Origin of the sequence: Cytobacillus purgationiresistens, from assembly GCF_030813235.1 — a bacterium.
GTDB lineage: Bacteria > Bacillota > Bacilli > Bacillales > Cytobacillaceae > Cytobacillus > Cytobacillus purgationiresistens.
Genome location: NZ_JAUSUB010000035.1, coordinates 16,838 through 42,109, shown reverse-complemented (window position 1 = coordinate 42,109; position 25,272 = coordinate 16,838). Strand labels below are relative to the sequence as shown.

The 25,272-nt window shown below is 40.3% G+C and carries 26 protein-coding genes and 1 pseudogene; 23 read left to right on the top strand and 4 right to left on the bottom strand.

Translation table 11 applies throughout. The features are described 5' to 3' along the window. Position 1: 1 nt before the first annotated feature. The 14 genes from J2S17_RS24970 to J2S17_RS24905 all read left to right on the top strand — a co-directional run bounded on the left by J2S17_RS24970 (position 2) and on the right by J2S17_RS24905 (position 12,218). Positions 2 to 1,474, top strand: coding sequence for a heme ABC transporter ATP-binding protein (locus J2S17_RS24970; protein WP_307479099.1), 1,473 nt, complete (start codon positions 2 to 4; stop codon positions 1,472 to 1,474). Next, a complete protein-coding gene (gene cbiB, locus J2S17_RS24965) occupies positions 1,471 to 2,436 on the top strand; it encodes an adenosylcobinamide-phosphate synthase CbiB (RefSeq protein WP_307479098.1) in 966 nt (321 codons plus the stop codon). The genes J2S17_RS24970 and cbiB overlap by 4 nt, the downstream gene beginning before the upstream one ends. Further along, positions 2,411 to 3,484 carry a threonine-phosphate decarboxylase CobD gene (cobD, locus tag J2S17_RS24960; RefSeq protein WP_307479096.1) on the top strand — a complete coding sequence of 358 codons (1,074 nt, stop codon included), beginning with the start codon at positions 2,411 to 2,413 and terminating at the stop codon, positions 3,482 to 3,484. Before cbiB ends, cobD begins: the two co-directional genes overlap by 26 nt. Beyond that, positions 3,469 to 4,041, top strand: a complete 573-nt coding sequence (locus J2S17_RS24955) for a bifunctional adenosylcobinamide kinase/adenosylcobinamide-phosphate guanylyltransferase (protein WP_307479094.1) — start codon at positions 3,469 to 3,471, stop codon at positions 4,039 to 4,041. The genes cobD and J2S17_RS24955 overlap by 16 nt, the downstream gene beginning before the upstream one ends. Further along, entirely contained in the window at positions 4,038 to 5,549 is a 1,512-nt protein-coding gene (locus J2S17_RS24950) for a cobyric acid synthase (protein WP_307479090.1), read from the top strand. Before J2S17_RS24955 ends, J2S17_RS24950 begins: the two co-directional genes overlap by 4 nt. After that, a complete protein-coding gene (gene cobS / locus J2S17_RS24945; protein ID WP_307479088.1) occupies positions 5,546 to 6,337 on the top strand; it encodes an adenosylcobinamide-GDP ribazoletransferase in 792 nt (263 codons plus the stop codon). The genes J2S17_RS24950 and cobS overlap by 4 nt, the downstream gene beginning before the upstream one ends. Beyond that, positions 6,295 to 6,930: a histidine phosphatase family protein gene (locus J2S17_RS24940; protein WP_307479085.1), complete on the top strand. Its 636-nt coding sequence runs from the start codon at positions 6,295 to 6,297 to the stop codon at positions 6,928 to 6,930. The genes cobS and J2S17_RS24940 overlap by 43 nt, the downstream gene beginning before the upstream one ends. Continuing rightward, complete coding sequence (locus J2S17_RS24935; protein WP_307479082.1) at positions 6,864 to 7,301, top strand: bifunctional adenosylcobinamide kinase/adenosylcobinamide-phosphate guanylyltransferase; 438 nt, start codon at positions 6,864 to 6,866, stop codon at positions 7,299 to 7,301. Before J2S17_RS24940 ends, J2S17_RS24935 begins: the two co-directional genes overlap by 67 nt. Positions 7,302 to 7,314: 13 nt before the next feature. Continuing rightward, positions 7,315 to 7,899 carry a cob(I)yrinic acid a,c-diamide adenosyltransferase gene (locus J2S17_RS24930; RefSeq protein WP_307479081.1) on the top strand — a complete coding sequence of 195 codons (585 nt, stop codon included), beginning with the start codon at positions 7,315 to 7,317 and terminating at the stop codon, positions 7,897 to 7,899. A gap of 3 nt (positions 7,900 to 7,902) precedes the next feature. Then, the gene (locus tag J2S17_RS24925; RefSeq protein WP_307479077.1) at positions 7,903 to 8,397 is read left to right on the top strand and encodes an ECF transporter S component; all 495 of its coding nucleotides are present in this window, start codon (positions 7,903 to 7,905) and stop codon (positions 8,395 to 8,397) included. Further along, the gene (locus J2S17_RS24920; RefSeq protein WP_307479074.1) at positions 8,394 to 9,107 is read left to right on the top strand and encodes an AIR synthase related protein; all 714 of its coding nucleotides are present in this window, start codon (positions 8,394 to 8,396) and stop codon (positions 9,105 to 9,107) included. Before J2S17_RS24925 ends, J2S17_RS24920 begins: the two co-directional genes overlap by 4 nt. Before the next feature lie 9 nt (positions 9,108 to 9,116). Further along, positions 9,117 to 9,725 (top strand): histidine phosphatase family protein, encoded by a 609-nt coding sequence (locus J2S17_RS24915; protein ID WP_307479071.1) that lies wholly within the window; start codon positions 9,117 to 9,119, stop codon positions 9,723 to 9,725. A 145-nt stretch (positions 9,726 to 9,870) separates the two neighbouring features. Continuing rightward, complete coding sequence (locus tag J2S17_RS24910; protein ID WP_307479068.1) at positions 9,871 to 10,254, top strand: VOC family protein; 384 nt, start codon at positions 9,871 to 9,873, stop codon at positions 10,252 to 10,254. Between the two features lie 497 nt (positions 10,255 to 10,751). After that, complete coding sequence (locus J2S17_RS24905) at positions 10,752 to 12,218, top strand: SulP family inorganic anion transporter (RefSeq protein WP_307479065.1); 1,467 nt, start codon at positions 10,752 to 10,754, stop codon at positions 12,216 to 12,218. A gap of 140 nt (positions 12,219 to 12,358) precedes the next feature. On the opposite strand, the pseudogene J2S17_RS24900 reads toward J2S17_RS24905, so the two are convergent. Beyond that, a pseudogene (locus J2S17_RS24900) lies at positions 12,359 to 12,619 on the bottom strand (cation:dicarboxylate symporter family transporter); the annotation flags it as partial. Between the two features lie 388 nt (positions 12,620 to 13,007). Between J2S17_RS24900 and J2S17_RS24895 the strand changes: the two are divergent. Together J2S17_RS24895 and J2S17_RS24890 are read left to right on the top strand one after the other, a co-directional pair. After that, positions 13,008 to 14,087, top strand: coding sequence for a D-alanine--D-alanine ligase (locus J2S17_RS24895; RefSeq protein ID WP_307479061.1), 1,080 nt, complete (start codon positions 13,008 to 13,010; stop codon positions 14,085 to 14,087). Positions 14,088 to 14,185: 98 nt separating this feature from the next. Then, positions 14,186 to 15,559, top strand: coding sequence for a UDP-N-acetylmuramoyl-tripeptide--D-alanyl-D-alanine ligase (locus J2S17_RS24890; protein ID WP_307479058.1), 1,374 nt, complete (start codon positions 14,186 to 14,188; stop codon positions 15,557 to 15,559). A 494-nt stretch (positions 15,560 to 16,053) separates the two neighbouring features. Here J2S17_RS24890 and J2S17_RS24885 read toward each other — a convergent pair whose 3' ends face one another. The 3 genes from J2S17_RS24885 to J2S17_RS24875 are packed head-to-tail and all read right to left on the bottom strand — an operon-like array spanning position 16,054 to position 17,192. Next, complete coding sequence (locus J2S17_RS24885) at positions 16,054 to 16,299, bottom strand: hypothetical protein (protein ID WP_307479056.1); 246 nt, start codon at positions 16,297 to 16,299, stop codon at positions 16,054 to 16,056. Beyond that, positions 16,277 to 16,798, bottom strand: a complete 522-nt coding sequence (locus J2S17_RS24880) for an RNA polymerase sigma factor (protein WP_370875120.1) — start codon at positions 16,796 to 16,798, stop codon at positions 16,277 to 16,279. The genes J2S17_RS24885 and J2S17_RS24880 overlap by 23 nt, the downstream gene beginning before the upstream one ends. 22 nt (positions 16,799 to 16,820) lie before the next feature. After that, positions 16,821 to 17,192, bottom strand: a complete 372-nt coding sequence (locus J2S17_RS24875) for a group-specific protein (protein ID WP_307479051.1) — start codon at positions 17,190 to 17,192, stop codon at positions 16,821 to 16,823. A gap of 166 nt (positions 17,193 to 17,358) precedes the next feature. On the opposite strand from J2S17_RS24875, the gene J2S17_RS24870 reads away from it, so the two are divergent. From J2S17_RS24870 to cshA, 7 genes are all read left to right on the top strand, one after another. After that, the gene (locus J2S17_RS24870) at positions 17,359 to 18,084 is read left to right on the top strand and encodes a hypothetical protein (RefSeq protein ID WP_307479048.1); all 726 of its coding nucleotides are present in this window, start codon (positions 17,359 to 17,361) and stop codon (positions 18,082 to 18,084) included. A 27-nt stretch (positions 18,085 to 18,111) separates the two neighbouring features. Continuing rightward, positions 18,112 to 18,537 (top strand): GntR family transcriptional regulator, encoded by a 426-nt coding sequence (locus J2S17_RS24865; protein WP_307479045.1) that lies wholly within the window; start codon positions 18,112 to 18,114, stop codon positions 18,535 to 18,537. After that, positions 18,521 to 19,384 (top strand): ATP-binding cassette domain-containing protein, encoded by an 864-nt coding sequence (locus J2S17_RS24860; RefSeq protein WP_307479044.1) that lies wholly within the window; start codon positions 18,521 to 18,523, stop codon positions 19,382 to 19,384. Before J2S17_RS24865 ends, J2S17_RS24860 begins: the two co-directional genes overlap by 17 nt. Continuing rightward, the gene (locus tag J2S17_RS24855; RefSeq protein ID WP_307479042.1) at positions 19,381 to 20,310 is read left to right on the top strand and encodes an ABC transporter ATP-binding protein; all 930 of its coding nucleotides are present in this window, start codon (positions 19,381 to 19,383) and stop codon (positions 20,308 to 20,310) included. The genes J2S17_RS24860 and J2S17_RS24855 overlap by 4 nt, the downstream gene beginning before the upstream one ends. Then, the gene (locus J2S17_RS24850; RefSeq protein WP_307479041.1) at positions 20,303 to 21,511 is read left to right on the top strand and encodes an ABC transporter permease; all 1,209 of its coding nucleotides are present in this window, start codon (positions 20,303 to 20,305) and stop codon (positions 21,509 to 21,511) included. Before J2S17_RS24855 ends, J2S17_RS24850 begins: the two co-directional genes overlap by 8 nt. Before the next feature lie 1,131 nt (positions 21,512 to 22,642). Then, positions 22,643 to 23,329: an alpha/beta hydrolase gene (locus J2S17_RS24845; RefSeq protein WP_307479122.1), complete on the top strand. Its 687-nt coding sequence runs from the start codon at positions 22,643 to 22,645 to the stop codon at positions 23,327 to 23,329. Between the two features lie 391 nt (positions 23,330 to 23,720). Continuing rightward, positions 23,721 to 25,193: a degradosome RNA helicase CshA gene (gene cshA, locus J2S17_RS24840; protein WP_307479039.1), complete on the top strand. Its 1,473-nt coding sequence runs from the start codon at positions 23,721 to 23,723 to the stop codon at positions 25,191 to 25,193. Positions 25,194 to 25,272: the final 79 nt, after the last annotated feature.

Here is a 25,272-nt window from a genome sequence, read left to right as displayed (position 1 = left end):
TATGTATAGTATTGAAAAGTTAACAGGTGGATATGCGAGTAAGCCTGTGATTGAGGATATCACCTTTGAAATTGAAAAAAGTCAGCTATTCGGCATATTGGGACCAAATGGAAGCGGGAAGACAACGTTGTTAAAAATGTTAAGCGGCATTCTTCCCTACTCCTCTGGGCAAGTCCTTCTGAAAGGAAAACCGATCAAGCAGTACTCTGCGAAAGAGCTGGCGAAAACAATCGCGGTGCTTTCCCAGCACTCACAGCAAAGCTTTTCTTATACAGTGAAGGAAACCGTTTCACTTGGCAGATATGCCCATCAGAAAGGCTGGTTTCAATCATGGTCAGACGAAGATGAAGCCATTGTGCAGCGTGTAATGGCTCAAACAGGTATCAGTCATTTTGAAAACCATCAAATTCCTGAGTTATCGGGCGGAGAGAGACAGCGTGTCTTCCTCGCTCAGGCACTGGCACAAGAGCCAGAAATATTATTACTAGACGAACCAACAAACCATTTAGACCTTTCCTACCAAAAAGAATTGCTCGATTTGTTGAAGGAATGGACGGAAAACAGCGGTTTAACAGTGGTTTCTATTTTCCATGATCTCAACTTGGCTGGATTGTATTGCGATCAGATTCTCTTAATGGATAAAGGGAAAATACAAATCAATGATCAGCCGAATGAAGTGCTTCAAGAAGAAAGAATACGGCAAATCTTTCGTACACAAGTGCAAAAGCAGCCGCATCCAAAAGTGCCGGCTCCGCAAATCGTTCTTTTGCGAGATCGTGATGAAGAGAAAGAAGGACGAGTCCTAATTGATGACTCCTTATTAAAGTTTTCCTCTGAATATATCGCCTTAACATCTACGGTCCCGCTTCGGACAATGTCTTCGGGAGTAGTCGGTGCAGGTATAGGATGGAACGATACGTTTGTCAATCGCCATGTGAACAAAAACTATCGATGTGAAGATCATCGGGCGGAAATGGCGACTTACTTGAGAGAGAAGGGGTTCGAGCCATCTCAGACAGTAGGGATGATGACAGCTGTTTTCCTAGAAGATGCTTGCTATCATTTTTATGAAGAGAATCATTTTTCCGCTTTGATTGTTGTGACGGCTGGTGTAGGCAATGCAGTAGATGCTTCAATGAGTGGCGCACATTGCTCGCAATTGATTCCTGGTACCATCAATACTTGGGTGTTTGTTAATGGGGAATTAACCGAAGAAGCTTTTATACAGAGTATCATGACGGCAACTGAAGCGAAGGCAAAGGCAATGGTTGATTTAACAATAGAAGATGCTGTCACAAAGACGATTGCAACTGGAACATCGACTGACAGTATTTTAATTGCGGCCACGCAAAGGGGACATAAGCTTGAATTTGCAGGGACGATTACACCTCTTGGAAAAATGATTGGCAAAGGTGTGTATGAGTGTGCAGTTGAAGCGATCAATAAAAGCACGAAAAGGAAAAAGAACTTATGATTTTTAATCATTTACTAGCCATAACATTGGCGTTTTTTATAGACTTGATTATTGGTGATCCGCCTAAATGGCCTCATCCTGTCAAGTGGATGGGTACATTGATAGCCCGTTTAGAAAAAGGCTTGAATCATGGAAAGAACAAAAAAGGAAAAGGGTTATTAATGTTAATAACTGTCCTGCTTGCTGCTGGAGGATTAACCTACCTGTTCATCGGCTTCTTTTATTTTCTTCACCCAGTGGCAGGCGTTCTAATAGAAGCCATTGTTATTTCAACAGCTATTGCTCAAAAAAGCTTAAAAGAGGCGGCACTTGATGTATATGTGCCCTTAAAAAGTGGAGATATAAACGAAGCGAGAAGGCGGCTGTCTTATATCGTTGGAAGAGATACAGATAAGCTGGCTGAACCCGAAATCGTTCGAGGAACAGTTGAAACAGTTGCTGAAAACACGAGTGATGGCATCACGGCTCCATTATTCTGGGCATTAATAGGCGGTGCGCCATTAGCAATCATGTATCGTGCCATTAATACATGTGATTCCATGGTAGGCTACCGCAATGCAAAATATGAAGAGTTTGGTTCAGCTTCTGCCCGTTTAGATGATGTGGTCAACTGGATTCCGAGCAGATTAACTTCTGCATGCATGATGGCGGTGAACAAGCCTCTTTTCTACAAAAAGCGGGAAGCATGGAAAATTGTTATGCGTGATGCGAAAAAGCATCCGAGCCCAAATAGTGGATGGGGTGAAGCGGCAATCGCATCATTGTTAGGCATCCAATTAGGTGGAATCAACACCTACCAAGGTGTCATTTCCAACCGGGCAACAATGGGAGACCCTCTCGATGTGCTTGAAAAGAATCATATTTTACAAGCGAATGAAATTGTAACCCGCACAGTTCCTGTATACATATTTTTATTATGGATGGGAGGGATTGTCATTGAAGTGGCCAGTTCATGGGTCTAATCCACAATATATATACGAAGCTCTCAACCTTCCAATGCCTCATCAAACGATTGACTTCAGCACCAATATTAATCCGCTGGGGCCACCGTCCAATTTGAAAGAGAAGTGGGCGGAGCTTCTTCCCCTTATTACAGATTATCCAGATCCGCATGCGCTATCTATGACTAAAAGTCTTGCGGAAAAGGAGGGAGTCATCCCTTCGCAATTGCTGATTGGCAATGGCGGCGCTGAGATCATTTCCTTAATTGGCAGGCTGCTGGCTGGAAAACGTGCGCTGATTATTCAACCTGCTTTTGCGGAATATGAAGAGGCATGCAGGGTAAATGGATGTGCCGTTGAATACTTTCAATTACAAGCGAATGAATGGAAACTGAATGAGGATGAATTGGCTTCCAAGCTGGCACAGATGGATGCGCTTTTTATCACTAATCCACAAAATCCAACAGGTGTGTATTTTGCTAGAGAACAAATCATTCATCTACTGCAAGCTTGCTGTGACAATGATTGCTATTTGATTGTTGATGAGGCTTTTTATGATTTTGTCTCAACGTATGAGCCGATTGTTGCACTCATTAATGAATATCCTCGGTTGCTTATCGTTCGTTCAATGACCAAGATGTTTGCCATTGCTGGTCTGAGACTCGGTTATTTAATAGCAAACGCGCGCATCATTCAAGAGCTGAAATCGTATCAGCCTCATTGGAGCATCAATGCTATCGCATTAAAGGCAGGAGAATGGTGTTTAGACGAGGAAGAGTTTATAGAAAAGACGAGAACGTTAATAGATGAAGAGAGAGCTAAGTTGTTCTCATTCTATCAGCAGAATGATTTTAACGTCTCTCCCTCTCAGACAAATTTCTATTTATTACAAGATGGTCTAAAGGATGATCAGAGACCCTTATTTCAATTTTTGCTGGAAAAAGGAATGATCCCTCGGCATACGATGAATTTTCGAGGATGTGAGGGGAATTGGCTGCGCTTTGCCATTAAGTCCCCAAAGGAAAATAGACAATTAATGGAGGCTATGGCAGAATGGCGAGGCAATTAATTTTTATTAGCGGCGGTGTACGCAGCGGTAAGAGCAGCTTTGCAGAAGAGCTGGCTGCAGACATTGCGAATCTGACTAACGGGCGGCTTCATTATATCGCAGCTGGTCAGGCAAGTGACAACGAAATGGACCTTAGAATTAAGCGGCATCAAGAAGATCGTGCAAATAGCGGATATGAATGGAAAACTTGGGAGCAGCCAACCGAATTAACGAAGCTTTCTACTTCTTTTCAACATGGGGATATTATTCTTCTGGATTGTTTAACGACTTTACTAAACAATGAATTTTTTCGCGGGAATAGCTTGAATGATCCTGAGTATCAGTACGAAGTAATGTATGAGATCAAGGAAGGAATTATTCAAATATTATCCCAATGCCATACGCTTATTGTCGTTAGCAATGAAGTGTTGAATGACCCTTTGGGAAATAACGAACTTGTTATGGCTTATGGAAAAACATTAGGGGAACTGCATCAGTTTGTTACGAGTTTGGCTGATCAAGCGTATCTTGTAGAGGCAGGAATTCCGCTGCAAATGAAAGGGGGACAGGTCACGTGAAAGGGGTAATGGTCCAAGGCACTTCCTCAGATGTCGGTAAAAGCTTAATCGCTACAGCCATATGCAGGGTATTGGCTAACGAGGGCTTATCTGTATCGCCGTTTAAATCGCAGAATATGTCCAATAACTCCTATGTGACTGCTGATGGTAAAGAGATTGGAAGGGCGCAGGGAATCCAGGCAGAGGCGGCAAAAACAAACGCGACTGTGTGGATGAATCCGATATTATTGAAACCAAGAACCGATGCATCCTCAGAAGTAGTTCTATTTGGAGAAGCGACTAAAACGCTCTCAGGCAGAGGCTATCGAGAGACTTTTTATCATAAAGGCTTAGAGGCGATTCAGACTTCGTTAGCACATTTAGGCGAACGATTCGAATGGATCGTGATGGAGGGAGCTGGATCTCCAGTAGAAATCAATTTAAAAGATAAAGAACTTGTCAATATGAAGGTCGCAGAATTAGCGGATATACCGGTTATCCTCGTTGCCGATATTGATAGGGGTGGTGTTTTTGCAAGTATTATAGGCACCTTGGAGCTGCTCTCGCCAGAAGAAAGAGTGCGAGTAAAGGGCCTGATCATCAATAAATTTCGTGGAGACCTTTCCTTATTTGATGATGGTTTGAACTGGCTGGAAGAAAGATGCGGTATACCGGTGCTTGGTGTTTTGCCTTTTATGGACAATCATATGATTGATGGAGAGGACTCATTATCAATTCCACCATCACTTAATAGGCCGGATAAACCCATTCAAATTGTTGTCATTAAGCCCCCTTACATATCCAATTATACCGATGTTGAGCCCTTTTATTTTGAAGAAGATGTCTCGATTCGTTGGGTGAGCCGTTTAGCGGATATAGGTACACCAGACGCTGTCATCTTACCAGGTACAAAGAGTACGATAAGTGATCTTCGTTTTTTAAAACAAGAGGGCTTTGATCTTTGGCTGAAGGAGTTTGCAGCAAGGGGAGGATACATCGCTGGCATCTGTGGCGGATATCAGATGTTAGGTGAACAGCTTCTTGACCCGTTTGGTACAGATACGGGAAATGAAGAAGCAGTGGAATTAGGAATCGGATTAATTCCAGCTGTTACGACCTTCTTGCCTAAGAAAACAACCATCAGAAGTCAGGGTGTTATGCATATCAATACAAGATTGACATTTGACCAGCCAATCAGCGGCTATGAAATTCACCTGGGAGAGACGGTGCTAGATAGCGAAGTTGAAGGGGAGCGTTTTATTACCCTTGATCATGGAGAAGAGGAAGGCTACTTTGCCCACGAGGGGAAAATCATTGGCACCTATATGCACCACATTTTTCATCATGATCAGTGGAGAAACTGGTGGCTGAATAGGCTAAGGAAAAGTAAGGGATTTGGCCAGCAAGAAGTGGTTCACATTAGCGACCTTAAAGATGAAAAATATGATGAGCTTGCTTTTCACTTTCTCAACCATATTAATTGGGATGCTTTGAAGTCAATCATGAATCATGGTGAGATGGACCGATGAAATGGCTGAAGGGTCTGCTTATTAATATTCAATTCTTCACTGCCATCCCTATCCCGCTTGAATTGCCGATGGATAAACCCCATTTAGAGAAAGCAATAAAAACATTTCCGATTTTGGGGTTGCTGCAAGGCTTCATTTACGCCGCGCTCTTTTACGCATTTTGGCAATGGCTCCCATTTTCAGACCTAACAGCAGTATTTGTGTTATGGCTAGCCGCCATTATTATCACGGGTGGTATCCATTTGGATGGCTGGATGGATTCAAGCGATGCATTCTTTTCTTATCGTGATAAGGAGAAAAGGCTTGAAATCATGAAGGACCCGCGAACTGGTGCATTTGGCGTTTTATCCGTAATTGTCCTGCTAAGTGCTAAATTCCTGTTTATTTATGAAATTTCGCAAATGATTGTGCCGATCACTTTCTTTTTGATTGCGCTCATTCCATTTTTCAGCCGAATGGTGATGGGGATTTTGCTCATCAATGTAGACGCAGCTAAGCAAGATGGATTAGGTACGATGTTTAAAGAAGCGGCAATGAAAAAAACATTATGGATCTATCCTGTTTATTTAATTTTATTGATTGCAACCGCTTCGCTTTTCCTTCAAGGAGCATTGCTGGCAATAGCCCTTTTCATTCTTATTGCGATCATGTCACTCCTGTTTTTGCGGCATAAAATCAAGAAGTGGTTTGGCGGCATGACTGGAGATGTACTAGGTGCCAGTGTAGAGGGGGTGGAGTTGGTCTTATGGATGACACTGTGGTTATTGCATTATATCGTCATGGGCTAACTGAAGCGAACAAACAGCGCGCTTACTTAGGGTGGACAGATTCACCTCTTTGTTCTTCGGAATCAAAAAACATCCGGGAAGAAAAAAGTGCCTATGAACATATTTTTTCAAGTGACCTGGGCAGATGTGTGGCAACGAGCACTAGACTGTTTCCAAATCAAGAACCCATAAAGTTAAAGCACCTGCGAGAAATGAATTTTGGCCATTGGGAAGGAAAGAATTTTCTTCAGTTGAAGGACGATGTCAGTTATCAGCGCTGGCTCGATGCCTGGCAGACCGCTACACCTCCTGAAGGGGAATCTTTTATAGACTTTACAAAAAGAGTGGATGAAGGCTGGTCTATAGCGATCCAGCATATGATTGAAAAAGGGGCAGTGCGAGCAGCGTTTGTCACACATGGAGGGGTCATTCGTCATCTGTTAACGCGATTTGCATCAAGTAAGAAAGACTTTTGGGAATGGCAGGTTCCTTTTGCTCAAGGCTACGAACTGACTTTTACCCTGGAAGGTTTAAGGAGGGGAGATACATGCATTTTATTACAGGAGGTGCCTTTAACGGTAAATCCAAATGGGTTTGTAAACAATACGGAATAACCAAATCGAATGGGATATGGATTTCTGCCTATCGCGGAAGTGCGATACCGAATAGTTTAGAGAGAACACATGAGAATGGTGTCATTGTTTTTGAAGGAATAGAATATTGGGTAAAGGATTGGCTTGAGTACGGTGAAAAAGATGCATTACAAAGATGGCAGAACATCCTGCAAGATTGGCAGCTATGGGAGAAGAGCCACCCTCTTCGCAAGGTGATTCTCATTGGAACAGATATAACCAAAGGAATTGTACCTATCAGCGCCGAAGAACGTACATGGAGAGATGTAACAGGCAGAGTGTTTCAGGCAACAGCAAAGACTTCATCACAGATGGATCTCATTTGGTATGGCATTAGTCAAAAAATCAAGTAAAGGGGATAGGAAGATGAAGATATATACAAGAACTGGTGACAAAGGAAAGACGAGTATTATTGGAGGCAGGGTCGAGAAGGATGATATTCGGGTGGAAGCATATGGCACCGTTGATGAAGCTAATTGTTTCGTAGGGCAGGCGGTAACGCAGCTTGATTCTGCTATCTTTCCCGATATCCTGGATGATTTAGAAAAGATTCAGCACGAATTATTCGATTGCGGCGGTGATTTGGCAAATGTGATGAAGAACCGTGAATTAAAGCAGACGCAGGATGCGGTCGACTATTTAGAAAACAGGATAGATGAATTTATTGAAGAAGCACCAGAGCTGGAAAGATTTATTCTGCCTGGAGGTGCACCTGCATCGGCCTCCATTCATATTGCTCGTACAGTCACACGACGCGCTGAAAGGCTTGTTGTTTCTTTGAAAAAAGCCGACCCTGAGGTGCCTGAAACGGCTCTCCAATATTTAAACCGATTATCAGACTACTTCTTCGCATTGGCGCGTGTCATCAACTTCCGCCTAAAACATCCTGATGTTGAATATGTCCGCAGTGCAAAAGTATTTCGAGGTGGAAAGCGCAAGGAGGATAAATAAGCGATGAAAGGCATAAAAATTACCTGGGCAGGCGTGCTGGTTGCCTTAACGGTCATTGGCGCAGCCATTAAAATTCCTGCCATAATTGGGAGCGTCGCTTTAGATGCTTTCCCTGCACTGCTAGGTGCCGCCATTTTGGGTGGACCAGCCGGCGCAATTGTTGGGGGGATGGGACACTTGCTGTCAGCGTTGATGGGCGGGATGCCGCTCGGACCGTTTCATCTATTAGTCGCAGCTGAAATGGCTATACTCGCTTTTATTTTCGCCGTTTTTTATCGGAGAGGGAGGAAATGGACTGCTTCGCTGCTATTTGTTCTGGGCAATTCATTTGCTGCCCCGCTGCCATTCCTACTGTTAATGGGAGAGGCTTTTTATTTAGCCATTGTACCATCGCTTTTCATAGGGTCTATTTTGAATACGGTTGTGGCCATTCTCATTATTCCGCGCTTGGCAAAAGCTGTTGAACCGCTGCTGACAAATGTAAGGTCAGTAAAATGAGAGACATTATTACCATTCCATTTACTTCAGAAGAATCAATCGTCATAGCTAGCGACAACAGCGGTGGGATTGGTTTAAAGGCAGAAGACTTTGTTCAAGTGCCTTATGAAATGGTCGCTTACTATGCGTTTAGGGTAGCGGTGATGGAGTGTATGGCTGCTGGAGCGAAACCCTTTGCAGTGACCTTGCAAAATTTCTGTGGGGAGGAAGCTTGGCAAGCGCTGACCAATGGAATTGCTAAAGGGTGTTCAGAACTAGACATGAGTGAGGTCCCCCTCACCGGAAGTACGGAGAGTAACTTTTCACTCGATCAGTCTGCAGTGGGCCTCACAGTCATGGGAAGAATGAAGCCAACACATTACACTGGAGCAATTAAGTTTTCTAATCAGCTAAATATCGCGGTCATCGGAACACCGCTCGTGGGTCAAGAACTGGTGGAAAGAGAAGAGGAAGCCGTACCGTTATCATTATTTAAACAAATATGCCAGATGAATGATGTTGTATTGTTGCCAGTTGGTTCGAAAGGGATATTGATTGAATTAAACACGTTATTTTCCAATCGAACGTTTAGAGATGACTCCGTCTCAAGTGAACTTGATTTACATCAATCATCTGGACCAGCGACTTGCTTTATTGCTGTATTTGGACATGAGAAGCAGGAAGAGCTGCAAGCGGCTACCGGCCGCTTTTTCCACAAGCTTATTTATTAGGAGGTTCAGATGCTTACTTTATATATCACAAGACACGGGGAGACAGAATGGAATAAAGAAAAGAGAATGCAGGGGCGGCTTGATTCTGGTTTAACTGAAAAGGGAAAAGAACGAGCGCTTTTATTAGGAAAAAGATTGAAAGATATTCACTTTTCCAGAGTGATCTCTTCTCCAAGCAAACGCACGATGGATACAACCAAACTGATCATGGGTGACGCGGATAATAAGGTTGAAACGGATGAGCGTCTGTTGGAAATCGCCTTAGGAGAATGGCAGGGGAAAACGGCTGATGAAATCAAGGCACTCTATCCAGCACAGCATGATGCATATTGGAATCAGCCGAATACATATGAAAATCATGCTGGTGAACGCTTTCAAGATGTAGTAGATCGAATCGGACAATTCCTCCATGATATAGAAAAATCTCAACCAAATGGCCATGTTTTAGTTGTCACCCACGGAGTAGTGATTAAGGCGCTGTATCTATTGTGCCGCCAAAAAACAATTGACCATATTTGGGCACCGCCATTTGTAGAAGGTACGAGCTTAACTATTGTTCAAATAGAGAACGGAAAAACGGACTTGGTTGTAGAAGCCTGTTTGGAGCATTGCAGCTAGCTAGGCTTCCTCCACTCATTGAAGATTTTACAATAGTATGAGGAAAAACTAGTGGAATTGCACAAAAAATCATGGCGAAAAATTATCTTGATGTAAAATCTCATAGCTTCATCATAAGAGCGATAAAGTGAAAGGAAGATAAAAATTGGATTTGAAAATGGGCTATGTCATCCTATATGCAGAAGATTTAGATAAGACCAAGCATTTCTATGGAGAGCTATTAGGACTTAAGCTTCGCAATGAATTTGATACTTATATTGAATATGATACTGGCAATACAGTGCTTTCCTTTAATACAAGAGAAGGGGGAAGAGAAGTAACAAACCTGCCGATCCCTGATGGAATTAGAAAAGAGCAAACATTTGAGCTTGGCTTTGTAACTGAGGCAGTAGAAGAAACAGTTGAAAAACTACGTAAAGCGGAAGTCCCAGTGCTGCTTGAACCGACAGAAAAGCCTTGGGGACAAAAAGTTGCTTACGTATCTGATCCAGATGGACATTATATAGAAATATGCTCACCAATAGGTTAACGATTTTCCTGAGCGTATACTTTGCCACAATCATCGAGATTGTGGCAGTTTCTGTGCAATCAAAGAGCGAAATACAAAAGTGTGAGATTCCTAAGAGGATAAGATGCTTATCTAATTAGGGAATCTACCGAGAAGTTAGCTTCCCAAACTAATTAGATGCTTATCGAAAAGGTAATCAATCATGGAAACAGCTGCCGAAACCGATTAGATCCCGTCAAAAAGGTAATCAAAGTAAGCTGGAGTCTACTTTTAATCTTTCTATGTTTATTTTCTTATCATAGCTAACCAAGGAAGAGGTACCCATAATGATTCTTCATCATTTTAGGGTTGCTTCTTTTTTCATATCGCTTAAAGAAATCATTTTACATGGAGAGAATAGATTTACTAAAAATTGCTATTGCTTACCCTAGAGTATGTGGTATGATTTTATATGTTTTTGACGGCCCTGGCTTTGATGAGAGTTCAAAGTCATTTTTTATTAAAAAAGAGGTGTTGGTTTGCGAGTATTAACAACAAAAGAACAGTGGTTTGGCAATGTGAGAGGTGATGTGCTTGCAGGTATCGTAGTGGCGTTGGCGCTTATTCCTGAAGCAATTGCTTTTTCAATTATTGCTGGTGTTGATCCGATGGTAGGGCTGTACGCATCATTTTGTATTGCCGTAACCATTGCAATCGTTGGCGGAAGGCCGGGTATGATTTCTGCTGCAACAGGTGCAATGGCTCTGCTGATGGTCACATTAGTGGCGGACCACGGATTGCAGTATTTATTTGCAGCGACCATTTTGACTGGAATTCTGCAAATCTTATTTGGTGTATTCAAATTAGCAAGGTTTATGAGATTCATTCCAAGGTCAGTAATGACTGGCTTCGTCAACGCATTAGCGATTTTAATCTTTATGGCTCAGCTAGATCAATTCGTTGATGCAACTTGGGCAATGTATGCAATGGTAGCGGGTGCATTAGCAATTATTTATTTATTCCCGAAGGTTACGAAAGCTGTTCCTTCACCCCTAGTGGCGATTATAGTAATAACTGTCATTGCTCTCATGACCAAGAGTGATGTAAGGGCAGTAGGAGATATGGGTGCGATCACATCATCTCTGCCATCATTTTTCATCCCGGACGTTCCTTTTAACCTTGAAACATTAAAGATTATCTTTCCATACTCTATAGCGCTGGCAATTGTAGGATTATTAGAATCATTGATGACAGCTTCCATAATAGATGACATGACTGATACTGCCAGCGACAAAAATCGTGAAAGCCGGGGGCAAGGAATAGCCAATATCATTACAGGATTTTTCGGAGGTATGGCTGGCTGTGCGATGATCGGACAATCAGTTATCAATGTTAAATCCGGTGGAAGAGGCAGACTATCCGCTCTTGTAGCAGGGATGTTTCTCATGTTCTTAATCCTTGTATTAGGGGATATTGTTGTCCAGATTCCGATGGCCGCCCTGGTTGGCGTAATGATTATGGTATGTATTGGCACATTCGATTGGCGATCTATTAAAGATCTGCCTAAAGCACCGCTGACAGATTCGATTGTCATGGTAACCACTACAATAACAACCGTTGTTACACATGACCTTTCAAAAGGAGTGCTGGCTGGTGTCATTCTTAGCGCACTTTTCTTTGTAGCAAAAATATCCAAGGTCCAAGTCACCACACATCTATCTGATGGAAAAAGGGTTTATGCGATAAAAGGACAAGTGTTTTTTGCCTCAATTGATCGGCTCAACACTTTAATTGATTTGAACGAAAACGTTAAGATAGTTGAAATTGATTTTACACAGGCCCATATTTGGGATGATTCGGCAGTTGCCGCGATAGATAAAATCGTATTAAAGCTTGGTGAAAACGGGATTTTCGTCAGCTTGACTGGATTAAATGAATCCAGCTCTCGATTGATGAAGCGTCTTTCCATTCATGGAAACCCGGATGCTAAGGCTTCAGGGCAATAGAAAGGAAAGTTGTGTATTTCTGCAACTTTCTTTTTTCTTATTTCTATAATGACGGGTTGTGCGATTATTCAGTTTGAAGATATTTAAGTCTTAATCCTTTTAGCAGAATTTCCTTTAGAAGACCTTTGGCTTGGGCCTGTTAACAGCTTGCCGGCACCTCTGCCCATAGTGCCGATTCCTGGTGCAATGAAACCAATAATAATTAATGGTATGACAAAGCCGAGGAAGCTTCCGAATAATCCGTTAAAAGTAGAAAACACTCTTATAATCTCTTCAGAAGCGAAAGAGCCTATTAAAATACCTAAAAGGATTGCTAATATGATTCTAGGAAGTAACCCAAATTTCTTCTTGTTATCCTCCTGAGAAAAATATTTGTATTTATTAGGAGGATTATAACGCACACCCAGTAAAATGTTAACCCGTTGAAGAGAATCTATAATAGTGAAATAACTTACTTAATTCAGATATCTTTGATTAAATAGGGAAAATGGTCTAAGAAATGCGATTGTAATAGAAAACTAGAGCTTTTGTAACATAATATTAATTGTAGGTCGAGAGAAAGAAAGTATAATAATGGTATGAAGCATTCTTAAGAATGTAAAGATAAATCGGACGGATTTTTAAATGGGCTAATTTTAATGAAAGAAGCTTCCTTTTATTATTTTTTTCATACATATAGCATATGCAATAACCAAAAAAATCCTCGTCAAAGAATGGTGAATCATTGACTTTCTTAATTTAGAAAGTGGTAAAATGATATCATGTGAGTAAAAATGGAGGTTCTTTAACATGACAATTAAAATTGGTTTATTATATGGTGGTAAATCCGCAGAACATCATGTGTCAATGCAAACAGCATTAGCCGTGATTAAAGCGTTAAATCCTGATAAATTTGATATTTACCCGATCTATATAACAGAAGAAGGACAATGGGTAAAAGGTGCCCAATTAAATGGACCTGTGGAAAACGTGAAGGAGCTTGCTTTTGCTGAAGGGAACGCATTGTCTCCAATGGCATTAGCCCCAACATTATTTCAGTCATCAGAAAATCAAGGACCTTTTGACGTCATTTTTCCGTTATTGCATGGACCGAATGGGGAAGATGGTACAGTCCAAGGCATGCTTGAATTGTTGAATTTACCGTATGTAGGAAATGGTGTTCTTGCTTCTTCTGCTGGGATGGATAAAGTCATTATGAAAAACATCTTTGCTCAAGCTGGGCTTTCCCAAGTCAATTATGTTTGGTTTATTAGAAATGAATGGGAAAAAGCGAAAGAAGAAGCCTATCACAAGGTTGAAGATGAAATTGGGTACCCTTGCTTTGTAAAGCCTGCCAATTTAGGATCTAGCGTAGGAATCAGTAAATGCTCGAACCGCGCAGAGCTGGAGGAAGCATTTAAAGAAGCATTCATTTTCGATCGGAAAATTATTATTGAAGAGGGTGTCACCGCAAGAGAAATTGAAACAGGAGTACTTGGAAATGATTATCCAGAATGCTCAGTAGCTGGTGAAATTGTTCCTAAGGATAAAGCCTTCTATGACTATAAAGCAAAATACCAGGATGGCGAGACTTCGCTTATAATTCCTGCAGAAATGACAACGAATCAGTATGAGACGTTAAAGGATATGGCGATAACTGCATATAAAGCCCTGGATTGTTCAGGCTTGGTGAGAGCGGATTTCTTCTTAACACATGAAGGTGAATTTTATATTAATGAAGTGAATACAATGCCAGGCTTCACGCCGTTTAGCATGTTCCCGCTTTTATGGAAGCATACTGGCGTAGAGTACCCTGAATTAATTGAGCGTCTTGTAAACTTGGCGATCGAAAGACATCAAGAGAAACAGCAGATTAAGCATACTATGTAATGCTGAACACGGCATCATTGCCGTGTTCCTGCGATGTACATATAAGATAGGAAAAGCATGCGAGACTGCATGCATCTGTCAGAATAGGAGGCAGGCTGATGATAAGAAAAACCCTAAAAGAAATTGCGGAAATGATTAAAGTCGAGAATGATATTTCTTCATTTGCTGATCTGCAAATTGCTGGGGCGAGCATTGATACAAGAAAAATTGAAAAGGGCCAGTTGTTTATTCCGTTTAAAGGACAGAATTCCGATGGCCATCGCTTTGTGGAAGATGCGATTAAAAAAGGCGCTGGTGCCGCGTTATGGCAAAAGGATGTGCCTAATCCGCCTTTGCATTTACCGATCTTAGTGGTAGAAGATACATTGATTGGCCTTCAGGAACTTTCAAGAAGTTATAGAAATGAGTTAAATGTAAAAGTAGTTGGAATTACAGGAAGTAATGGTAAAACAACTACAAAGGATATGACGACAAACCTTCTTGCTCAGCGCTATAAGGTGCAAAAGACAGAGGGGAATTACAACAACCATATGGGCCTCCCGTTAACTATTCTTAGTCTAGAAGAAACAACGGAAATTGCCGTTTTGGAAATGGGTATGAGCAGCAAGGGTGAAATTGATTTCCTTACGCGTTTAGCTCGTCCAGAGGTAGTCATCATAACGAATATCGGAGAAGCACATCTGCAAGATTTAGGTTCCAAGGAAGCGATAGCTGAGGCAAAGCTTGAGATTATCAATGGTCTTACAGATGATGGCTTAATTATTTATCTAGGCGACGAGCCGTTACTGCATAATAAACTCGAAGCGTATATCAGTTCTGCGACAAAGAAAACCTTCGGAAGAACAAGATTGAATGATATTTATCCACTAGATATCATTCAGGAGGATAGCGGGAGCACATATAAAATCAACCTATCTGATGTGGAGTTTTTCTTACCTGTATTAGGTACGCATAATGTGTTGAATGCGCTATCTGCAATGATGGCAGCCATTCACTATAATGTACCTTTTGAGGACATAAAAGCAGGATTAGCGAAAGTGAGACTGACAAACATGAGGATGGAAATTTTACAAGGTAAGCACGGAGAAAAGATAATAAATGATGCATATAATGCTAGTCCAACCTCAACACAAGCATCCATTGAATTACTCGCAAACCTCCCAGGATATAAAAATAAAATCCTAGTGTTGGGGGATATGTTAGAACTTGGCCCAGATGAGGAAAAGTATCACTTTGATATCGGAAAGTCCATCTGTGGTGAGAACATCGATGCAGTGTTTACATTTGGAAGATTAGGTGCGTTTATCGCAGATGGGGCGAAACAAGTTCTCCCTGCTGAGAAGGTATTTGCTTTTGACGATAAAGAGCCATTGATTAACGAATTAAAAAATCATGTGGATGATGAGACGATTGTATTGGTAAAAGCGTCAAGAAGTATCAAACTAGAAGATGTTGTATCAGGTTTGCAATAATAGATCTAACAGAATTATTTTCTAAATATCTTAAAATAGTTTTTTCAACTGAATTAACTGGTTATACATTTGCTAATAGTTATTTAGGAAAAATAATAATAACTAACTGTACTATCAAATTAAACCCTCTGTTTCATGTGAAACAGAGGGTTTTTTATTTACTTCTATTTTTGTTGTATTGATGCCAAAACAGAAGCTGTCCGCACCAAAATAATAAATATAGTGCAGAGAAAAAAAAACAGCATACATCTCCCCGTTTTGTCATGATGAAATAATCCCATTCGTTTCCTTCCGTTCTTTCAGCAGTTTTCATTAACATCATAATGGGAATGAGTATGGCAAGTACAGCAGCTAAGGCGGATTAGTTCATTCTCTTTTTTTTACTGTTGAGTAAATGGAAAATACAAAGGTTAATACTAAAACCAAATAAAAAAGAGCTCAAACTCATAAAGGGAGTGTTTCACCACTTAAATCGAACACCTCCTAACTATTTATCAAACAATAAATAATTGAATGACAGTAAAAATGGCAGCTATTAAAATGGGGGTGAAGGCGATCAAAGATAAGCTCCCGGTATGAGTGACATAAATCTCAAATGGATTAACAGCGGGTGAAGCTAAGTAACGCATGAATCGCTGGAACCGGCTTCTTTTTAAAGGGATGTCAGGTATGTCTATATGATCTGTGTCTAAATGCCATTTTAGGAGCGGATCGACCTCACTTCGTCTTTCTTTGTTCATCTTCATCATCCTCCAATAACTTTCTTAATGTTTTCAAAATATGATGCAGTCTGGATTTTACAGTTCCTATAGGAATGTCGATAATTTCTGCAATTTCTTTTTGAGGCATGTCATGGTAATAGCTGAGCAGGATCAGTGCTCTATGTTCTCCGGGCAGCTTTAGGAGCGCCTCTCTAATCGTGATTCTCTCTTCATGACTGACAATGGTTTCTTTAGGTTGAGGAACAAGAAACGGAATGAACTTCATAGCTTTTTTTCTGCGGTTTATTTTTGTAATCATCAAATGGTAGGCCATTTGAAAAATATAGGTCGTTGCATGCCCTTTGCTAGACTGGAAATGATTTTTATATCGATGGAGTTTAACAAATGTGTCCTGAACCAAATCGGCACTTCCTTGTTCATCTCTAGTATAGCGAAATAAAAAAGCATATAACGATGGTTTAATTAATGTATATAACTTCCCAAATGCCTCATCATTTCCTTGCTGGAAGGCTTCCATCAGAAGGTTTGCTTCCTCTTTGTTAATCGCCATCCTTTATGAACTCCTTCACCCCTTTAAGTACGAGAGATAATCTTGAGATTAAATAAGCTGAGCTTACAATCACCCATACCTGTCCCTGGTTCGTAAAGAATTGTACATAGGGGTTTTCAATTGTTTGACCGCCTGTAACAAGCAAGTTTAGAATTTGCACACAAATAATAGTATAGATAGCGAGAGAGACAGACATGGTGTCAAAGACATTCCACCGGTATAGAATCTTTGACGCCTTTAAATCGATTTTTCGATTTGATTTTCTGACGATATATTTTCTTTCCATCGGTATGACAACCATCATGATCAACATCATGATAATCCCCGCGACAACCATTGAAATAATAAACCCTATTCCCATCATCCAATCCCCTTTAGCTTTATATTATCTATTTCTAATACAAACGAGAGATTCCTGCGGTTCAAAATAATTAAATATTTATTTGGATTTTTATTGGCATTTTCAATTCAATTGTAATATAGTGTATATATATATATAAACAGTATAACAGTTAGGAGGAATATTTATGAATGAAATGAAAGAAGCATGGCGGTTGGCCACTTTTGAAATAAAGGCTTCACTAAAATGGACGATACTTCAGTTTTTATTTGCACTCCTTTTCGGATGGTTTTTTTCAATGACTCTTCCAGATGGTAAAGATCATTTGATGTTTGATTTATTCTTAGTCCTTATGTTTTGGGCGGGATCCTCTTGGTTGAGACCGAAAGTGTTTCAGCTCCAAAAGCTTGATGAAGGAGTGCATGCATCCACCTATTTCCTTATGCTTAATCAGTTGCCAGTCAAGCGGAATACACTGATTAACAGCAGGCTGCTCGTACATTACACTTTTTCGATTCCCTTTAATTTATTAATGCTTATCAGTCTTTTTATCCTATCGACAGAAGTTCCAACCATCATGCCAGACAGTTCATTTCTTGTCTTTTCCGTTATTTGGTTGAGCTTTGGCATTGTGGCAGGATCAATGTTCCCAACAGCTGACATTGGTGAGAAGTTAAAAGGGGGAAAGGTCGCGATTGTTCTCTCAGTTATCTTATTTTATGGCGCTGCGGGTGCTGTTCTTGTATTAGTTAATCTATTTACTTCCAGAAGTATTGCAGGATGGTCCATTTATGCAGCGGTTAATTGGCCAATCGCATCAATTATTATTTCAATTGCTGCAGTTATCCTTTCTATTTGGTATACAAAGCGATATATGAGTAGGAAAATCCCTACTATCGATTATTTAAAATAAAGCGTGTTTTAGGAAGGAGGCGATGAGATGGAACTGCCGATTCGAATGGACAAGGATTCGAAAACGCCGATTTACCACCAAATTGAAGAACAAGTGAAGGCGTTAATTGCCGGCGGGCACTTGGCTGCAGGATCAACCTTGCCATCGATCAGATCGTTATCAAAGGAATTAGAAATCAGTGTTATTACAACAAGAAGAGCTTATCTAAACCTTGAACAACAAGGCTTTATCAAAACAACCCAAGGAAAAGGGACTTTTGTTGCTGAAGTGGAGGCAGACAAAAAGAAGGAGGTCACTGTGGCTGCTATTTATCAGGCATTAGAAAGAGGAATAGAAACCGGACTCCGTCATGATTACACCATTGAGCAAATTGAAGAGGCATTTCAGGAGATCATCACATCGTTCAAAGCGAAAGAGAAAGAAGAGGTGAAGAAGCATGGAAACTTGGATTAAGGTCAAAGGATTGGAGAAAAAGCTAGATGGATTTAAGCTAGGGCCGTTAGATGTAGAATTCGAATCAGGAACGATTCATGTGATTGTCGGCAATAACGGCTCGGGGAAATCTACGTTATTCAAACAAATGATGAATCTTGTGACCTATGATAAGGGGCAAATTGAAGTCATGGGGTATTCAGTTGATGGTAAGGAAGAAAGCTGGAAAAAGAAAATAGCCTATCAGCCGCAAACGCTGATTGGATGCGTTGAATTTACCGGTAATCAGTTACAGCAAATAATCTCTCCTATGTACTCCAATTGGGATCAAAGTTTATTTAGCAGAATAGTGGAAATGCTAAACCTCCCGCTGGATAGAAAGTATGGCAAGCTTTCTCAAGGTGTGCAGCAAAAGCTTTCGATTGCACTGACTTTAGCACGGGATACCGATATTTTACTATTGGATGAACCTACAGCACATATGGATATTCCTTCGAAACGACTGTTAATGGATCTGTTCGTGGAGTGGATGGAGAGAGGGGAGAAGTTAATGGTGATCTCGAGCCACCAAACAGAAGATATTCGTAAATTAGCTGACTACCTCCTGTTAATGCGCGATGGTCAATTAATTGGTAAATACCTAAAAGAAGATTTATCCAGTAGCCATAAAAGATATTGGCTTGCACAACAGCTTCCTGTTGAAAAAGTTCCTGGAGAAATAGAACGGAAGAACGAACGAATGGTTGTGACAAGTTCTGCAGAGGAAGCTGAATCATTCTTTGAAGCAAGACAAATCAATTGGCTGGAAGCAGAGGCGCTGGATATTGATGAGATTGTTTCCTATATGCTGGGAGGAGGAAGACAATGAAGACACCTATACTCACTGTTAATAAGATAGGCAAGTCCTTTAAGGATAAGCGAATTATTAAAAATATATCCTTTCAAGTTTTTGAAGGGGAAATCATGGCGCTGCTAGGTCCAAATGGCGCTGGGAAGTCGACAACAATTCGCAGTATTATGGGGATCTTATATCCTGATGAGGGCACCATCCATTTCAATCGCCATGGTGAAGGAGAGATACCACGGCAAAAAATCGGCTACCTTCCTGAAGAACGAGGATTATACAAAAAGGTAAGTATTATGGATATATTGCTTTATTTTGCCGAGTTGAAAGATTATCCATTAAAAAAAGCGAGAGAAAGAGCATTATTTTATTTGAAGAAATTTGGTTTAGAAGGAAAAGAAAAAAGTACCATTGAAGAGTTTTCTAAAGGGATGGCTCAAAAAGTTCAATTCATTGCTGCAATTATTCATGAACCAGAGTTGCTCATACTGGATGAACCGTTTTCAGGATTGGATCCTGTAAGTCAGGATGTCATTAAGAATGAAATAAGGAATCTGGCCAGTAACGGAACGGCCATCCTTCTCTCTGCCCACCAAATGAATGTAGTAGAGGAGCTTTGTGATCGACTCCTTATGATTCATCGAGGGGAAAAAGTGATTGCAGGCACAATGGAAGAAGTGAAGACGGAATATGCGAATTATAAATGTGTGCTCCGGGGTGTGGCAGATATTGAAATGCTTAAAGGATTACCTCAAGTACAAAGCATGACACATCAAGGAAGTGTGACGACGCTAATGTTAGATGCTGAGGTTAAACCGACTCAATGGATCAAACATTTGCCTGAAGATGTGAATTTCCATGAACTATCACTAAGCAGAGTTTCACTGCATGAAATTTTTATAGATATCGCGACAGATCATCTACCGGAAAGGAGTGAGCAAAATGCGTAATATTAAAAAGGTGGCTAAATGGGAATATAAGAAAAATATAAAAAATAAATCATTTATCATCTCCTTGCTATTAACCCCAGCTATTTTTCTGCTATTTTCATTTTTACCAGGATTAATTGATTCTTTTGGAAAGGAAGAAGCTGCTACAACAGTATATGTTAAGGATGAGCTAAATGCTTTGAAGAATATGGAAGACACACTGAAAGCTCAAGGGATTGAATGGGATATGAAATCTTCCCAAGAGGATATGACTGCTCATGTAAGAGAAAATGAAAATACTGCTTATATTGAACTGGGTGAATCTACGCTAAGTGAAGGGGTCGTTCATGTATATACTAACGAAGTGATGTCTTCAGAGTTTAGTCAACAAGTAAACAATATCACTGCGATTGTGCAAATGCTGCAGCTCGAAAGCTTATCGTTAACCCCTGAACAAACCCACCTCATCACAAAAGGAATGACACTTGAGACGATAGCGGTTTCCGAGGAAACGGTAGAGACAGCAGGTGCGGATCCATTGAAAAGATTGGTGCCTGGAGTATTTGCAGGAATTATCCTCTTATCCGTTGTGACAACAGGAATGATGATTTTTCAAAGCGCGTCTAATGAAAAAAAGGAAAAAGTATCAGAGATTGTCCTTTCATCTATTACCCCAGCAGAATTAATGCAAGGAAAGATCATAGGTTATTTTGCACTCGGAATCACGCAAGTATTTGTATGGATCATCTGCCTTTTGCCATTCTTTATGTGGAAGCTTGATTTCCCGATTATGGAATACTTGCTCGTTCCTGAGACTGTTTTACTTGTGGTTATTGCGATCCTAGGATATCTATTATTCGCTGCTCTTTTTGCAGGAATGGGTGCTTCGTTTGAGGATGTCGATTCAACAAGCAATTTTCAAGGAATCGTGTTCGTATTGCCATGGCTTCCGTTGTTCTTATTTATGCCGGTGCTGAATGACCCTACTGGATGGATAGCGCAGGCAGGCTCATACTTCCCATTAACTTCACCGGGCGTACTGCTCATGCGCCTTTCGGTACTTGAACAGTGGCCATGGATGGAAATTATTATTTCACTGTCTATTTTATTGGTTAGCATCTGGTTCCTCATGAAGCTAGCTGGAAAAATATTCAGTATTGGCATATTAAAATACGGTAAGAATGCCACTCCGCAAGAAATGTTAAAATGGCTTAAATATTAATTTGACTGCCCCTGGCACGTAGGTTGGGGGCGGTTTTTTTCGTCGGGCTAGAAAAAAACAATCTCAACTTACGATCCAGTAGAAAAAAAGCGATAATAATCCCAAACTAGGGTTCAAAACAAAGGAGAAGGTCGAAAAAAAACGATAATAATCCCAAACTCGGGTTCAAAACAAAGGGGAAGGTAGAAAAAAAGCGATAATAATCCCAAACTAGGGTTCAAAACAAAGGAGAAGGTCGAAAAAAAGCGATAATAATCCCAAACTCGGGTTCAAAACAAAGGAGAAGGTCGAAAAAAACGATAATAATCCCAAACTAGGGTTCAAAACAAAGGAGAAGGTAAAAAAAAAGCGATAATAATCCCAAACTAGGGTTCAAAACAAAGGGGAAGGTAGAAAAAAAGCGATAATAATCCCAAACACAGCCTCAAAACAAAGGGGAAGGTAGAAAAAAACAATAATAATCCCAAACTAGGGTTCAAAACAAAGGAGAAGGTCGAAAAAAAGCGATATTAATCCCAAACACAGCCTCAAAACAAAGGAGAAGGTAGAAAAAAAGCGATATTAATCCCAAACACAGCCTCAAAACACAAAAGAAGGTAGAAAAAAAGCGATATTAATCCCAATCTCGGGTTCAAAACAAAGGAGAAGGTAGAAAAAAAGCGATAATAATCCCAAACACAGCCTCAAAACAAAGGGGAAGGTAGAAAAAAAGCGATAATAATCCCAAACACAGCCTCAAAACAAAGGGGAAGGTAGAAAAAAACAATAATAATCCCAAAGTAGGGTTCAAAACAAAGGAGAAGGTAGAAAAAAAAGCGATATTAATCCCAATCTCGGGTTCAAAACAAAGGAGAAGGTCGAAAAAAAGCGATATTAATCCCAATCTCGGGTTCAAAACAAAGGAGAAGGTAGAAAAAAAACAATAATAATCCCAAACTCGGATTCAAAACAAAGGAGAAGGTCGAAAAAAAACGATAATACTCCCAAACACGGCCTCTCGCTTTTAACCTGAAATTCATTCATGACCGTTTATCTTCAAAAGACAAAATTGGTTTAATTCCTCTCAATAGCGTGAACAATAGTAATAGGTGTAAAATATAATTATAACTCTTGATAATGGCGGTGGTCGTTATAATTGGTTGCATGTGTGTTCACGGATTTACAGGATCACCTTACGAGGTCGAGCCTTTGTCTGCTTTTTTAAAGCAACATACAGATTGGGAAGTTGTATGCCCAACCTTACCAGGTCATGGTGAATTATTAGCATTAAGAGGAATCCAATATAAGATTTGGATAGAGCATGCCGAAAAGGAGCTCGAAAAATTATTTGAAAAATGTGAAACTGTTTATGTTGTCGGTTTTTCGATGGGCGGGATGATTGCCAGCAACTTAGCTGTCCGTTATCCAGTTGAAAAACTTGTGTTGTTAAGTGCTGCTGCCTATTATGTGAATCCAAAACAGCTGCTTATAGATATTGGTGAAATGGTGAGAGAGGGCATTAAAGGCAGGATCAAAGACAATGAATTGTATAAAAGGTATAAGCGGAAAATAAAGTCGACCCCTATCACAGCTACCTTACAATTCAGGAAGCTTGTATCTTCTGTCCGACCGCTGTTAAACCAGGTGAATGTTCCTACACTCATTGCCCAAGGGGAAAGTGATGGGATTGTTCCTGTAAAAAGTGCCCAATATTTATATCAAACGATTGGTACACCATCGAAGAAGCTGATCTTTTTTAAGGATTCCAACCATTTAATATGTCATTGTAATGAAAAGGAAAGATTGTTTGATGAGGTGCTAGATTTTCTGGGGAAATAGCTGCCGAACAAGTGTGTTTAGACTTTCGAAGGATTGCAATTACGTAGACTAGATGGTAATATTAACAACAAAGTGTCAACAGGAACTTCTCAGAAACCCGGACATACTCCCAATGGAGAATGTCTTTTTTCATTAGACAGGCGCCATGTTTTTAGATTTTAGTTTATGTGGCGGAACTTAGGATGCGGAAGCCATCATTATCATACCTGTAGATTTGTATATTTTAGGCCTATCTTTGGTTGAAATAAACCTTTCCCACATCCTCCCTCTAAAGCGGGTTTCATGCGATTCGCCCGGACGCTAATTCATTCGGGCAATCGGCTTATCAGGAGATTATTCCTGCCTGCATAATAGTAACTATTTTTCAAAGATAAGAAGGAGATTGGATACATTGACAAAGTTTCAAGATTTGGGTATTAGCGCAGAAACAATGAAATCACTTAAAAGAATGGGATTTGAAGAATCCACACCTATTCAAGCTGAGACGATTCCATTAAGCTTAGAAAATAAAGATTTAATCGGACAAGCACAAACGGGTACGGGAAAAACAGCTGCATTTGGTATTCCGATGATTGACAAAATTGATTACGAAAAAAATGTTATACAAGGGATTGTTGTTGCTCCAACACGTGAGCTTGCAATTCAAGTATCAGAAGAATTATATAAAATTGGTTTTGGTAAAAAAACAAGAGTCCTTTCCATTTATGGCGGGCAAGACATTAATCGTCAAATTCGTGCATTGAAGAACAATCCGCATATTATTGTTGGTACGCCGGGGCGTCTCCTTGATCATATTAACCGCAAAACATTGCGTCTTGATCATGTGCATACAGCGATCTTAGATGAAGCAGATGAAATGTTAAATATGGGCTTCATTGATGATATAGAATCGATTCTTGCCAGCATTCCTAAGGAGCGTCAAACATTACTTTTTTCGGCAACGATGCCAGCGCCTATTCAAAGAATGGCAGAACGCTTCATGAGAGATCCTCAAGTGATTCGTGTAAAAACAAAAGAGGTTACAGTCCCTCTTATTGAACAATTTTATGTAGAAGTGCAAGAAAAAAGTAAGTTTGATGTACTAACAAGATTCCTTGATATTCAATCTCCTGAGCTTTCGATTGTATTTGGCCGGACAAAGCGCAGAGTGGATGAGCTGTCAGAAGCGTTAACATTAAGAGGATATATGGCAGAAGGTATTCATGGAGACTTAAGTCAAGCTAAGCGGATGTCAGTATTGCGTAAGTTTAAAGAAGGTTCCATTGATGTGCTTGTGGCAACAGATGTCGCTGCGCGTGGGTTAGATATCTCTGGTGTCACACATGTGTATAACTTTGATATTCCACAAGACCCTGAAAGCTATGTTCACCGAATTGGCCGTACAGGCAGAGCCGGTAAAGAAGGGGTTGCAATGACTTTCATTAATCCTCGTGAAAAATCTTACTTGAAAATTGTTGAGAAAACAACAAAGAGAAAGATGGAAAGAATGGAAGCTCCAACTCTGGACGAAGCGCTTGAAGGTCAGCAAAAAGTAGTGGTAGAAAGAATCGAACAAACAATTGAAAGTAATCAATTGCAATTCTATAAACAAACAGCAGAAGATTTATTGCAGAAGCATGATTCATCAACGGTTGTTCAAGCCTTGTTGAAAATGATGACTAAAGAACCTGATACAACACCTGTTAAATTAACAGAAGAAAAACCGATGCCAGCGAAAAGAGACAGAAAGCCCTACGATCGCAACAACTCAAGAGGCGGCTACGGTCAAAAGGGAAGATCAAAAGGTACGTATAAACCTCGTCAAAATCAGACCGGGAAAAGAAATCATTCAAGCAGTAAATCAAACTCCAGCAGCTTTAGATAAAAAAATAGGCTAATAAGATGACGACTCAATATTTGAGTCGTTATTTTTTAGGTCTCCTTCCTGCTTACAGGTAAACATC